General features: G+C 70.2%; 11 protein-coding genes and 1 pseudogene. 6 read left to right on the top strand and 6 right to left on the bottom strand.

Going from position 1 to position 12457, the window contains the following annotated elements:
- The first annotated feature begins 3 nt into the window (after positions 1-3).
- Positions 4-1458 (top strand): NAD-dependent succinate-semialdehyde dehydrogenase, encoded by a 1455-nt coding sequence (locus ASD25_RS06205; protein ID WP_055831760.1) that lies wholly within the window; start codon positions 4-6, stop codon positions 1456-1458.
- A 7-nt stretch (positions 1459-1465) separates the two neighbouring features.
- On the opposite strand, the gene ASD25_RS06200 is transcribed toward ASD25_RS06205, so the two are convergent.
- The 3 genes from ASD25_RS06200 to ASD25_RS06190 are packed head-to-tail and all read right to left on the bottom strand — an operon-like array spanning position 1466 to position 3671.
- Positions 1466-1900: a polyketide cyclase gene (locus ASD25_RS06200; RefSeq protein WP_055831761.1), complete on the bottom strand. Its 435-nt coding sequence runs from the start codon at positions 1898-1900 to the stop codon at positions 1466-1468.
- 51 nt (positions 1901-1951) lie between these two features.
- Positions 1952-3253 carry an MFS transporter gene (locus ASD25_RS06195; protein WP_162246634.1) on the bottom strand — a complete coding sequence of 434 codons (1302 nt, stop codon included), beginning with the start codon at positions 3251-3253 and terminating at the stop codon, positions 1952-1954.
- Positions 3254-3284: 31 nt separating this feature from the next.
- Positions 3285-3671 carry a hypothetical protein gene (locus ASD25_RS06190; RefSeq protein WP_235561809.1) on the bottom strand — a complete coding sequence of 129 codons (387 nt, stop codon included), beginning with the start codon at positions 3669-3671 and terminating at the stop codon, positions 3285-3287.
- Between the two features lie 47 nt (positions 3672-3718).
- Between ASD25_RS06190 and ASD25_RS06185 the strand changes: the two genes are divergently transcribed.
- Entirely contained in the window at positions 3719-5035 is a 1317-nt protein-coding gene (locus tag ASD25_RS06185) for an amidohydrolase (RefSeq protein WP_055831762.1), read from the top strand.
- A 39-nt stretch (positions 5036-5074) separates the two neighbouring features.
- Here ASD25_RS06185 and dapE read toward each other — a convergent pair whose 3' ends face one another.
- The gene (dapE, locus tag ASD25_RS06180; protein ID WP_055831763.1) at positions 5075-6235 is read right to left on the bottom strand and encodes a succinyl-diaminopimelate desuccinylase; all 1161 of its coding nucleotides are present in this window, start codon (positions 6233-6235) and stop codon (positions 5075-5077) included.
- 48 nt (positions 6236-6283) lie between these two features.
- Here dapE and ASD25_RS06175 point away from each other — a divergent pair, with 48 nt between their 5' ends.
- Both ASD25_RS06175 and ASD25_RS06170 read left to right on the top strand, forming a co-directional pair.
- Positions 6284-6754 carry a cupin domain-containing protein gene (locus tag ASD25_RS06175; RefSeq protein ID WP_055831764.1) on the top strand — a complete coding sequence of 157 codons (471 nt, stop codon included), beginning with the start codon at positions 6284-6286 and terminating at the stop codon, positions 6752-6754.
- On the top strand, positions 6751-8034 hold the full coding sequence (locus tag ASD25_RS06170; RefSeq protein ID WP_082560172.1) for an MFS transporter: 1284 nt from the start codon (positions 6751-6753) through the stop codon (positions 8032-8034). Before ASD25_RS06175 ends, ASD25_RS06170 begins: the two co-directional genes overlap by 4 nt.
- Positions 8035-8119: 85 nt before the next feature.
- Here ASD25_RS06170 and ASD25_RS06165 read toward each other — a convergent pair whose 3' ends face one another.
- A complete protein-coding gene (locus ASD25_RS06165; protein WP_055831765.1) occupies positions 8120-9148 on the bottom strand; it encodes a 2'-deoxycytidine 5'-triphosphate deaminase in 1029 nt (342 codons plus the stop codon).
- A gap of 93 nt (positions 9149-9241) precedes the next feature.
- On the opposite strand from ASD25_RS06165, the gene apaG reads away from it, so the two are divergent.
- Positions 9242-9649 (top strand): Co2+/Mg2+ efflux protein ApaG, encoded by a 408-nt coding sequence (apaG, locus tag ASD25_RS06160; RefSeq protein WP_055831766.1) that lies wholly within the window; start codon positions 9242-9244, stop codon positions 9647-9649.
- A gap of 306 nt (positions 9650-9955) precedes the next feature.
- On the opposite strand, the pseudogene ASD25_RS06155 reads toward apaG, so the two are convergent.
- Positions 9956-10428: pseudogene (locus ASD25_RS06155) on the bottom strand (GcrA family cell cycle regulator); the annotation flags it as partial.
- 346 nt (positions 10429-10774) lie between these two features.
- Here ASD25_RS06155 and ASD25_RS06150 point away from each other — a divergent pair.
- On the top strand, positions 10775-11587 hold the full coding sequence (locus tag ASD25_RS06150) for an ABC transporter permease (RefSeq protein ID WP_055831768.1): 813 nt from the start codon (positions 10775-10777) through the stop codon (positions 11585-11587).
- Positions 11588-12457 lie beyond the last annotated feature (870 nt).

Genomic DNA, 12457 nt, shown 5'->3' with positions numbered 1-12457 from the left:
TCGATGAACACCCCGAACCGCGACGCCGGCCTCGCCCTTATGCGTCAGCACGCCCTGATCGCCGGTGAGCCGGTCGCCGCGAACGGCCAGGGCATCGCCGTCGACGACCCAGCGACCGGCGAGGTCATCGGCTGGATCCCGGACCTCGGCGCGGCCGAGACCGAACGCGCGATCGCCGCCGCCGTGGAGGCCTTCCCCGACTGGTCGCGGTCGGACCCGCACAGGCGCGCGGCCTTCCTGCGCGAATGGGCCCGGCTGGTCGACGAGAACAACGAGGGGCTGGGAGCCCTGATGGCGCTGGAGAACGGCAAGCCGCTCGAGGAGGCCCGGGGAGAGGTCGCCTACGCCAGCAGCTTCCTCAAATGGTTCGCCGGCGAGGCGGAGCGGCTGATCGGCGAAACCCAGGACAGCCCGCTGGGTCACGTCATCCTCACCTTCCGCGAGGCGATCGGCCCCTGCGCCCTGATCACGCCGTGGAATTTCCCGACCGCCATGCTGACGAGGAAGCTCGGCCCCGCCTTCGCCGCCGGCTGCACCGCGGTGGTCAAGCCGGCCAGCCAGACGCCGTTCTCGGCCATCGCCCTGGCCGAGCTGGCGTACAGGGCGGGTCTGCCCAAGGGCGCGCTGAGCATCGTCACCGGCGACGCCGCGACCATCGGCGGAGTCCTGACGGCCTCGCCGGCGATCAGAAAGCTCAGCTTCACCGGCTCGACGCCCGTCGGCAGGAAGCTGGCGGAACAATGCGCCCCGACCCTGAAGCGGGTGTCGATGGAGCTGGGCGGCGCCGCGCCGCTGATCGTCTTCGCCGACGCCGATCTGGACCTCGCCGTGGCCGAAACCATCCGGGGCAAGTTCCGCAACTCGGGCCAGACCTGCGTCTGTCCCAACCGCGTCTATGTCGAGGCTTCGGTCGCCGAGGCCTATGCGAAGAAGCTGGCCGCCGAGGTCGCGAAAATTCCGGTCGGACCGGCGTTCGAGGAGGGGGTGAAGGTCGGGCCCCTGATCGAGGACAAGGCGATCGCCAAGGTCGAGGCCCACCTCGAAAAGGTGAAGGCGTCCGGCGGCAGGGTCCTGACGGGCGGCGCGCGGCATGCGCTGGGCGGGCGCTTCTTCCAGCCGACCGTGACCCTCGGCGGCGACGACAAGCTGTTCCGCGATGAGGAGACCTTCGGCCCCCTGATCCCGGTCTTCCCGTTCGACAGCGAGGCCGAGGTGCTGGGCAAGGCCAATGATTCCGAGTTCGGCCTGGCCTCCTATGTCTTCACCCGCGACCTCGACCGGGCCTTCCGCATGGGCCGGGGCATCGAGGCGGGGATGTGCGGCGTCAACACCGGCATCATCTCGACGGCGGCCGCCCCGTTCGGCGGGGTGAAGGCCTCGGGCTATGGCCGCGAGGGCTCGGTCCACGGAATCGACGAATACGTCGACATCAAACAGGTGACCCTGGCCTTGCGATGAACCGCGGTCACCCCTCGGCCGCGGCCTTCCAGCTCTCGGCGACGGCGTCGACGGCATGGCGCAGGCGGGCGCGGTGTTTGTCGAAGAACATCTCGCCGCGCAGCCCCGAGAAGATGAAGCCGTTGGCGGCGATGCAGGCGTTGGGCTCGTCCAGCGCCTGGATTTCGAAATAGCGCACCGAGCGCGACCACAGGCCCCGGTTCTCGGTCCAGACCAACTGGGCCTCGGGCTGCCAGTCGCCGACGCGGACCGCGGCGCGACGCTCCGGCAGGCCCTCGATCCCCTCGGTCAGGGCGATGCCGGCCCCGAAGGCGATGGCCCCCTCAAGTCCCGACTCGACAGGGTTCCAGCGGTCCCAGCCGGGCAGGTCGGCGATCAGGGCCCAGAGCTGTTCGGGCGTGGCGCGGACGCCGATGCGGCGTTCGATACGGGCGGTTTCCATGGCTCCGATCTGACACGGCTTTCCGACGGAGAAAAGGCCCCCGATCCCCGGTCAGCGGTTGCCCTCGGGACCGGGCTGGGAGGCGGGCGGCGTGTCGGACGAAGGGGTCTCGTCACGGTCCGGCAGGTCGGGCGGGCCCGTGCGCAGCCGCGTGCTGGCGAAACACAGGGCCGTGGCGGCGGCCAGCAGGATGGCGTTACCGATGAACGGGCCCGGCTCGGCCAGTTCATACAGGGCCACGCCGATCACCGGCGGGCCGAGGAAGCTGAGACCCGCCAGCGACATCATCAGCCCGGCGACCGCCCCCTGTTCGTGCGGCCCGACCGACAGGGACGAGCCGGCGGTGAAGCCCGGCCGGGCGAAGCCGACGCCCATCGACACCACGGCGTAGCCGACCACCACGCCATAGTAGCCGGGCGAGGCGATGCTCATCAGATTGCCGACCAGCGCCAGCCCCGCGCCCCAGCGCATCAGGTCGCGCGGCTGCAGCTTCAGCAGCGGGATCAGGCCCCACTGCGCCATCAGGGTCGCCGCGGCGCCGGCCAGCATGGCGATGCCGATGAAGGGCTGGGCGTCGCGCGCCGCCATGCCGGTCGCGCCCAGTTCGTCGATGATGTGGAAGCCCAGCACCGAGATGTTCACCGCCTGGGCGCCGGTGACCAGCAGGCCGTACAGCAGATAGTCCCGCACGCGCGGGTCCTTCCACAACCCCTTGCCGGCCTCGCCGCGATGGCCGCCGGGCGAGGGCGTGCGCACCACCTCGCCGCTGGGCAGCTTGCGCCAGACGATGACGAGAACGACCGCGCCGAACAGGGCGAAGGCGTACATCGGCCCCGCCAGCCCCACGAGCGGCAGGACGAAGAAGGGCGCCAGCGCCGGCCCTACCACCGTGCCCAGCCCCTGGGCCGAGGCCAGCAGCGACATGGCCTGGGTCCGCTGCTCCGGCGAGGTCCGGTCGGCGACATAGGCCTGGGATGCGATCGGCGCGGCCGAGCCGAACACGCCATAGATGGTGCGCGCCACCGCCATCAGGGTGAAGGCGAGGCCCGCGCCCAGCCACTGCTCCAGCCCCGAGGTCGCGGCCAGGCCGAAACCGCTCATGGAGACGACGAAACCGGACAGGCCGATCAGTATGACCCGCTTGCGCCCGAGGGTGTCGGACAGCCGCGCCCAGAACGGCGAGGCGATGGTCCACATCAGGGCCGAGATGGCGAAGGCGCCGGCGACGAGTGTGTCTGACAGGCGGAACTCGCGCCCGATCGCCGGCAGGACCGACTGCAGCGCCATGTTTCCCGCCGCCGCGATCAGGCTGACGGAGAAAAGCATGGCGAAGGCGGGCGAGCGCAGGTTCATCGGGCCATCCTGGACCGGCATTTCCGCCCGGTCACTCTTCGCCGACCAGCTTCAGCGACGGCTTGAGCCGGCGACCGTCGTCCAGGCCGAGGCGGGCCTTGACCTCGAACAGGTCGGCCCCGGCGGGCACGATCAGCAGGGCCTTGGGGTTGGCCGCGTTGACGGCGATGACCGCATTCTTCGGGCAGATGTCGAAACAGTTGGTCTCCTTGACCACCAGCTCGGCCTTCTTGCCCTTGCCCGCCTTCAGATATTTGCGCAGCGCCTTCTTCAGCGTCCTGTCGCCGTCGGGGCCGAAGCCCTTGCCGTCCAGCTTCCTCGAGCATTTGCGGCAGACCAGCACCACGTCGCGCCACTGGGTCTTTGCGGTCTTGATGGCCATGACGATCCAGATCGCCCGCCGGACGCCCTTGCGCAAGGGCGGCGGCTTTGCGCACCTTGCGGCCTCAAGACATCGGGGACGCCATGACCATCCGCCGCCTGCTCGCCGCCTCCAGCCTCGCGTTGGTCCTGTCCGCCGGCCTGGCCCATGCGCAGCCGGCGCCTGTCGCGCTGGAGCGGGTCGAGGCGGCGGTCGCGGCCGAAACGCCCCGCGTCGTCGCCTGGCGGCGCGACATCCACGCCCATCCCGAGCTCGGCTTCGCCGAAACCCGCACCGCCGCCCTGGTGGCGGAGCATCTGCGCGCCCTCGGGATGGAGGTCCGCACCGGCGTCGGCAAGACCGGCGTCGTCGGCGTGCTGCGCGGCGGCCGGCCGGGCCGGACCGTGGCCCTGCGCGCCGACATGGACGCCCTGCCGGTGCTGGAGGCGACCGGCCTGCCCTTCGCCTCGACCGCGACCGGGACCTATCAGGGCAATACGGTGCCCGTGGCCCACGCCTGCGGCCACGACGCCCACATCGCCATGCTGATGGGCGCCGCCGAGGTCCTGGCCGGCATGAGGGCCGACATCGCCGGGACCGTCGTCTTCATCTTCCAGCCGGCCGAGGAGGGGGCGCCTCCGGGCGAGCCCAAGGGCGGCGCGGCCCTGATGATCGAGGAGGGCGCGCTGGAGAATCCGAGGCCCGACGCCATCTTCGGCCTGCACGTCGTGCCGGGGCGGCCCGGCACGGTCTTCTACCGGCCGCAGGGATTCATGGCGGCCTCGGACCGGATCGACATCGTCCTCCATGGCCGCCAGACCCACGGCGCCTGGCCGTGGAAGGGCGTCGACGTCATCGCCGTGGCGGCCCAGATCATCCAGACGGTCAACACCCTGACCGCCCGCACCGTCGACCCGACCACGACGCCGACGGTCTTCACCATCGCCACCGTGGACGCGGGCGTCCGCTACAACATCATCCCGGACGAGGCGACGCTGTCGGGCACCCTGCGCACCTTCGACATCGCCCAGCGCGACGATCTGGTGCGGCGCGCGGGCGTGGCCATCGACAATGTCGCCGAAACCTTCGGCGCGACGGCCGAGTTCTCGGTCCGCCAGAACGCAGCCCTGGTTTACAACAACGAGGCGCTGTCGGCCTGGCTGGCCCCGGTCCTGACCGAGGCGGCCGGCGCCGGCGCCGTCAACGCCGCCAGCCCGCCGACGACGGTGGCCGAGGACTTCAGCTACCTGTCGCAGGTCGTGCCGGGCGTCTTCTATCACCTCGGCGCCTCGAAGGACGGGGCCGATCCCAACACATCGCCGCCGAACCATTCGCCCGGCTTCGACGTCAATGAATCGATCCTGCCCCTGGGCGTGAAGACCCATGTCCTCAGCGCCCTGCGGTTCCTGGAGCGGCCGTGACCTTATCCGGGCGCGAGGCTGTCACCCGCTGAACCCCGGTCAGGCCCGGTCGAAAAACGTCCCTATCACCCGGCGATAGACCTCGGCCAGGGCCTCGATCTCGGCCACCGGCGCGCGCTCGTCGATCTGGTGCATGGTCTGGCCGACCAGCCCCAGTTCCAGCACCGGACACATGGCGCGGATGAAGCGGGCGTCGGAGGTGCCGCCGGTGGTCGACGCCTCGGGCCGCCGGCCGGTCGCGGCCTCGACGGCGTCCCGCACGCCCTCGATGAAGGGGCCGGGGCCGGTCAGGAAGGCGTCGCCCGAGCACAGATGCTCCAGCTCGATGCGCAGGCCGGATGCGGCCTGGGCCTCGCCCGCCATGGCGTTCAGCCAGGCGATCAGGTCGTCGCCGGTGTGGCTGGGGTTGAAGCGGATGTTGAGCCGCGCCTTCGCCTCGGCCGGAATGATGTTGGTCGCCGGATTGCCGATGTCGATCGTGGTGATCTCGAGGTTCGACGGGGGGAATTCCGGATAGCCGTGATCCAGCCTGTGGTCGTCCAGCCGGGCCAGCAGCTTCGCCAGCACCGGCGCGGGATTGGCGGCGCGGTCCGGATAGGCGACGTGCCCCTGCTTGCCGTGGACGGTGATCCAGGTGTTCAGCGAGCCGCGCCGCCCGACCTTGATCATGTCGCCCAGAACCTGCGACGACGACGGCTCCCCGACCACGCAGGCGTCGATGACCTCGCCCTCGGCCATCAGGGTTTCGACCACCCGTCTGGTGCCGTGCAGGGCGGGGCCTTCCTCGTCGCCGGTGATCAGGAAGGACAGGCTGCCCGGAACCTCGCCCCCGGCCAGAACCTGAGAGACCGCCGCCACCCAGGCCGCGATGCCGCCCTTCATGTCGACCGCGCCCCGGCCGTAGAGGACGCCGTCCCTGACCTCGGCCTCGAACGGGCCGGACGACCACGCCTGTTCCGAACCGGTCGGCACCACATCGGTGTGCCCCGCGAAGCAGAGATTGGGGCTGGCCGTCCCGCGCCGGGCATAGAGGTTCTCGATCCCCTCGAACGGCATGCGCCGGCAGTGGAAGCCGAGACCGGTCAGGGCGCGTTCCAGCACGTCCATCGCGCCGGCGTCCGCGGGCGTGACCGACGGCCTGCGGATCAGGTCGCGGGTCAGGGCGACAGGATCGATAACGGGAGTTGATGCGACGCTCATAAGGCTGTGCTTTACGGGGTTCCAACGATTGCGAGAAGGCTTCTCCCCATGCCGAAGATCGACATCGACGCCGCGCCCACCGGACACGGCACGGGCTACCCCGAGGAATTCGCCGGCCCCTGCAAGCCGCGCCGCCGCTGGCGGCTGGGCGACGCCGTCGGCCTGGACCAGTTCGGCGTCAACCTGCTGCGCCTGCCCGCCGGCGCCTGGTCCAGCCAGCGCCACTGGCACGAGGGCGAGGACGAGTTCGTCTGGATCGTGTCCGGCGAGGTGGCGCTGGTCGAGGACGAGGGCGAGACCGTGCTGCGCGCCGGCGACTGCGCCGGCTTCAAGGCCGGCGTGCCCAACGGCCACAAGATCGAGAACCGCTCCGCCGCCGAGGCCGTTCTGCTGGAGGTCGGGACCCGCAGGCCGGACGGCGACGCGGGCGACTATCCGGATATTGACATGGTCTTTCGGCAGGGCGGCTATTTCCACCGCGACGGCGCCCCGTATCCGAAAGTCGACCGCCGCACGTGACCGAAACCCTCGAGACGACCGAACCGGTCCAGTCCCCGCCCCCGCCGGAAGGCCCCGCCAGTCCCTGGGCCATCCGCGACTTCCGCCTGCTGTGGATCGGGCGGGTGGCGGCGGTGCTGGGCATCCAGATCCAGTCCTCGGCCCTGCTGTGGCAGGTCTATGAGATCGCGCGCCGCGACCATCCCATCGCCGAGGCGAGCCTGTATCTGGGGCTGGTCGGCCTGTGCCAGTTCCTGCCGCTGCTGGCCCTGACCCTGCCCGCCGGAGCCATGGCCGACCGGCGCGACCGCAAGACCACCGTCATCCTGTCCGTGATGGTCGAGGCCGGCTGCGCGGTCGGCTTCCTGCTCATGGCCATCCATGGCCGCCCGCCGCTGTGGGGCCTGCTGGCCGTCGCCGCCGTCTTCGGGGCGGCCCGCGCCTTCCTCGCCCCGGCCAGCCAGGCCTTCCTGCCCATGGTGGTCGGCCGGCGCGCCCTGCCGCCGGCCATCGCCGCCCAGTCGATCGCCTTCCAGACCGGCGCCATCGCCGGACCGGCCCTGGGCGGGGTCATCGTCGGCCTGTCCGTGCCCCTGGCCTACGCCTCGGCCCTGGCCATGTTCGCCGTCGGCGTCGGCAGCCTGCTGCTGATCCGCACCAGCGGCCGTCCCGCCCCGTCCCCGACGCGGATTCCGATGGGGGAACAGGTCCGGGAAGGCCTGGCCTATGTCTGGAACACGAAGATCGTCCTCGGCGCCATCTCCCTCGACCTGATCGTGGTGCTGCTGGCGGGCGTGGCCCTGCTGACCCCCATCTTCGCGCGCGACATCCTGCACGTCGGGCCCGAGGGCTTCGGCCTGCTGCGCGCCGCCTTCGGCGCCGGGGCCCTGCTGGTGGCCCTGTATCTCAGCCGCTTCCCGATCGTGAAGCACGGCGGCAAATGGATGTTCGCCGCCGTCGCCGTCTTCGGCCTGTGCACCCTGACCTTCGGCCTGTCGAAGAGCGTCTGGCTGTCCGGCGCGGCCCTGTTCCTCGGCGGGGCGGCGGACATGATCAGCGTCAACATCCGCCAGACCCTGATCCAGCTGGCCACGCCCGATCACATGCGCGGACGGGTGTCGTCGGTGTCCATGCTGTTCATCGGCGCCTCCAACGAACTGGGCGAGGCCTGGTCCGGCGTGGCCGTCCGCGTCCTCGGGCCGATCCAGGCGGCGGTGTTCGGCGGGATCGGCGCCCTGACGGCGACCGGCCTTTGGGCGCGCTGGTTCCCGGACCTGCGCAAGGCCGACCGGCTGGAGTAGGGGCCAAGGGCTAGGGGCCAGGTTCCAGGGAAACAGCGCGCGACCGCCCCTCGTCTTCCCTAATCCCTGGAACCTGGAACCTGCCTCACCACGGCCGGAAATGCTTCGACAGCTTCAGCCCCTGCCGCTGGTAGTGGCTGCCGCCCTCGCCATACAGGCGCGTCGGGCGTTCGGTCAGCGGCTCATAGACCAGCCGGGCGACGATCTGGCCGTGTTCCAGCAGGAAGGGCGTGTCGTGCGTCCGCACCTCCAGCACCCCCTTCGACCCCGCCCCGTGCGCCTCGTCCGTGCCGAAGCCTGGGTCGAAGAAGCCGGCGTAATGCACCCGGAACTCGCCGACCGACGGATCGATCGGCGTCATCTCGGCGGCCTGGTCGACCGGAATCTCGACGTCGTCGCTCGACGCCAGAATGTAGAATTCGCCGGGGTCCAGCAGCAGCTCGCCGCGGCGCAGGGTCAGCGGCTCCCAGAAGTCGCGCGGATCGTGGCCGTCGATGTTGTCGAGGTCGATCACCCCCGCGTGGCGCCGCCCGCGGAAGCCGACCACCGCCCCGTCGCCGCCCTGAAGCTCGACGCCGACGCTGCGGGTCTCCAGCTTCGGCGGCTCGCCGGCCTTGAGCCGCAGCTGGTTCAGCCGCGTCCCCGGCCGCACCAGGATGGGGAAGGTCTGGGGCGAGATCTCCAGATACAGCGCCCCCTCATAACCCTCGGCCACGTCGTCGAAACTGGCGCCGCGGTCGGTCAGCAGCCGCACGAACACGTCGACCCGCCCGGTCGAGCTCTTGGGGTTGGCCCGCGCGATCAGACCCTTGGGCAGGCTCAGCCGCTCCTGCAGCCGGGCGATGTAGACGCAGCCGCGCTCCAGCACGACGCCGCCCGACAGGTCGATCCGGTGCATGGAGACGTCGGCGATGCGGTCCTCGACCGTGCGCTTTCCGGGCAGGAAGGAGGCCCGCACGCGCCACGCCTCGTCCGACAGCCGCAGGTCGAGACTGGCCGGCTGCACCTGATCGGCGTCGAAGGGGGTGTCCGAAGCGATCGCCCCGCCGGCGATCAGGGCCTCGATGGACTGGCACGGCAGGATGCCGGGGAGGGTGGATTCGAAGGTCTGCATTTCTCCGGCTTACACGATTTTTCGCCGTGTCTCCCCTCCCGGGCGCCACACGGCCGCGCTTGACGTGCGGCCGGGTTGTACGACCATTGCCGGATGCATGACGCCCGCGCCTACGAAGCCGAAACCGAGGGGATCGTGGTCCGCGTGCGGCCCAGCTATCTGGCCGGCCAGTCCGATCCCGAGGGCGGGCGCTGGGTCTGGGCCTATCAGGTCGAGATCGTGAACCTGAGCGGCGTGCCGGTGCAGCTGATGGCGCGGCGCTGGGAGATCACCGACGCCCTCGGCCATGTCGAGGAGGTGCGCGGCGCCGGCGTGGTCGGCGAACAGCCGACGATTCTGCCGGGCGACAGCTATACCTACGCCTCGGGCTGCCCGCTGGGCACGGCCTCGGGCTCGATGGCCGGCGGCTACTATATGACCGACCCGTCCGGGCGCTCGTTCGAGGTCGCCATTCCGGCCTTCAGCCTCGACGTGCCGGGCGACCGCCGGGTGCTGAACTGAGCCAGACTCGCCGTTATGGTCGTCATCCTCGGGCTTGACCCGAGGATCAGCTGTTGGACCGCTCGGTGGTTGAAGGCCGGCTCCGGGACCGTGGCGTCCCTTCCCGAACCGCGCGTGCGGCAACCTCTGATCCTCGGGTCAAGCCCGAGGATGACGGTGAGGGGCGGGCGGTGAGGGGGTGAGGGGCTGCGTCAACCCGGAAAAGCGCAGCCCCGCCCCTGCACTCAAGGCCGCATGCGGGTGCGGCCTTGAGGCGGAGGGCGGCTCTCTAGGAGCCTATGATGACAGCCGTGTGGCTGAATGGGGTCAGATGTAGCGCCGCAGGCTGCGGGCCAGATCCGTCGCGCCGCGCTTGACCTGCGGCTGGTAGGCGACGCGGGCGTGCTCGACGCAATAGACGCCTTCCGAAGAGCGGCGGCCGCAGAAGCTGAACTCGTCCGAGGACGGGTCGCCGATCGGCCATTTGCACATATGGGCGCCCAGGGTCATGACCGTGGCGGTGCCGGGCAGGTCGGGCATGGGGGCTGGAACCGACTGGGCGGTGACCACGGCGCGCGGCTGGACCGCCTCGATGCGGCGCGGGGCCGACGGGGCCTGGGTCGGCTGGGCAGGGCGCGGACGCGACGGGCGGAAGGTGGCGCGCGCCGGCTGCGACGGGGCGGCCCGGCCCGACAGGCCGAGGCGGTGCACCTTGCCGATGACGGCGTTGCGGGTGACGCCGCCGCCCAGCTGTTTGGCGATCTGGCTGGCCGACTGGCCTTCCAGCCAGAGCTTCTTCANCTTCAGCGCGCCGACGCGGTCTTCTGTCCAGCCTGCGGTCATAGCCAACCCTCCGGGTCTCGGATTCAATATATGGGGTCCAGACGTCCCTCCCGGGGCCTCGACCTACCACTAATCGTAAACGAGCCCTTACCGGACGCAAGATGTGCGAATCAGTCCGTCCACAGGAACCAGATGTAGGGATGGTTAACGAGAGGGGGCGGTAGGGACTAGGCAGTAGGCATTAGCCGAAGAGGCGCCGAGGGCTCGGGGGCTCGTGATGCGCCCGTCCGACTGCCTGCTGCCTACTGCCTAATCCCTACTGCCTCTCTTGCATCCCTCTCCGCCACCCCGCATCTGGCTCCCATGACCGACCTGACCACGACCCCCCGGCCGCGCAGCTATCCCGGCGTCAACTGGATCGGCGTCCAGACCCTGTACCTGAGGGAGGTGCGCCGCTTCTGGAAGGTCGGGGCCCAGACCGTGGCCGGGCCGGTGGTCACCACCCTGCTCTACATGCTGGTCTTCGTGGTCGCCCTGCAGGGCACGCGGCCGCCGCTGCACGGCACGCCCTTCGCCGAGTTCGTCGCTCCGGGCCTGATCATGATGGCCATGCTCAACAACGCCTTCGCCAACGCCTCCTCCAGCCTGATCCAGGCCAAGGTGATGAACACCGCGACCGACTTCCTGACCCCGCCGCTCAGCCCGCTGGAGCTGACCATCGGCTTTTCGCTCGGCGCCGCGACGCGCGGCCTGGTGGTCGGGATCGTGACGGCGATCTGCGTCATGCCCTTCGCCCGGCTGGAAGTCGCGAACCTCGGCCTGATCCTGTGGTTCGGCCTGCTGGCCTGCCTGATCATGGGCATGCTGGGCGTCTTCGCCGGCCTCTGGGCGCAGAAATTCGACCAACTCGCCGCGGTGCAGAATTTCGTCATCATGCCGATGACCTTCCTCAGCGGCACCTTCTACCTGGTCGAGAACCTGCCCGAGCCGTTCGCGACCATCAGCCATTTCAACCCCTTCTTCTACCTGATCGACGGCTTCCGGGCCGGCTTCATCGGGGTCGGGAACGCCGAGGGGAATCTGCTGATCGGCGCGGTCATGAGCGGGCTCCTGACCCTGGTCATGGCCTGGGCCTGCTGGGCCGTGTTCAAGTCCGGCTGGCGGCTGAAGAGCTGACGGTCCTCCTCCCTCCCGTCCCCGTCCGTGCATCCCCGCGGAGGCGGGGATGCACGGTGATGGGGAGCGGGAAGGCGTGACGCTGCTGGTCGACATATAGTCGGGTTGGCGGGAAAATATCCCGCCCGATCAACCGCTTCCGCTTTTCCCAAACTGTATTGTCAGCACCCCCTCGCGGCGGCCGCATAATATCTGCATCCCGTCGCGGGGGAGGGCGTCTGGCGCCAGGGCCATCAACGTGCGGCGGGGTGCGAACGAGCGGGAAACGTCGTCCCGGAATCGNATTGTCAGCACCCCCTCCCGGCGGCCGCATACTATCTGCATCCCGTCGCGGGGGAGGGCGTCTGGCGCCAGGGCCATCAACGTGCGGCGGGGTGCGAACGAGCGGGAAACGTCGTCCCGGAATCGTCGCCCGGACCCTTGCGCGGCTTGAACCCTGCGGCTTGTGGAATARTCGGGGGCGTGGGGTCGGCGGACTGCCCGGGGGGTCGAAACCCCGGGGCCCGGGAGGCCTGGACGCCTTCCGCCCGTCGCGAGCGTATGACGGACAGGGATGAAAGCGGCGAAAAGGYCGGGGTGGGAAAACACCACAAGCCCCGCAGGCCGCCATGATGAAGCCCGCCCCCGTCGGCTTGCGTGAACCGGTCGCGCGGAGCGAAGGCGGCGACGCCGAAAACACATCCGGTCCCCGTAACGCGAAAGCAGGGGRCCACATTCCGGTTCCGGGCCAAGCCGCCCGCGCTCCGCGACCTCCCCAACCGCTTCTCCGGAMGCGGCGATGACGCACGCCAGGCGCCCCCCAACCTGTTGACTAACCCCGTCCCCCGTCCGACAAGACCTGACCCTTTTTCAGGCGGTCCCGACGCTCTC

It is taken from the genome of Brevundimonas sp. Root1423 (assembly GCF_001426805.1).
This window is presented reverse-complemented; position numbering and strand designations above follow the sequence as displayed.

Bases quoted from the DNA above. Each gene is read 5' to 3' on its own strand.
- ASD25_RS06195 (WP_162246634.1), bottom strand. From the start codon at position 3,253: ATGAACCTGCGCTCGCCCGCCTTCGCCATGCTTTTCTCCGTCAGCCTG.
- ASD25_RS06200 (WP_055831761.1), bottom strand. From the start codon at position 1,900: ATGGAAACCGCCCGTATCGAACGCCGCATCGGCGTCCGCGCCACGCCC.
- ASD25_RS06165 (WP_055831765.1), bottom strand. From the start codon at position 9,148: ATGCAGACCTTCGAATCCACCCTCCCCGGCATCCTGCCGTGCCAGTCC.
- ASD25_RS06205 (WP_055831760.1), top strand. From the start codon at position 4: ATGAACACCCCGAACCGCGACGCCGGCCTCGCCCTTATGCGTCAGCAC.
- dapE (WP_055831763.1), bottom strand. From the start codon at position 6,235: ATGAGCGTCGCATCAACTCCCGTTATCGATCCTGTCGCCCTGACCCGC.
- apaG (WP_055831766.1), top strand. From the start codon at position 9,242: ATGCATGACGCCCGCGCCTACGAAGCCGAAACCGAGGGGATCGTGGTC.
- ASD25_RS06175 (WP_055831764.1), top strand. From the start codon at position 6,284: ATGCCGAAGATCGACATCGACGCCGCGCCCACCGGACACGGCACGGGC.
- ASD25_RS06150 (WP_055831768.1), top strand. From the start codon at position 10,775: ATGACCGACCTGACCACGACCCCCCGGCCGCGCAGCTATCCCGGCGTC.
- ASD25_RS06185 (WP_055831762.1), top strand. From the start codon at position 3,719: ATGACCATCCGCCGCCTGCTCGCCGCCTCCAGCCTCGCGTTGGTCCTG.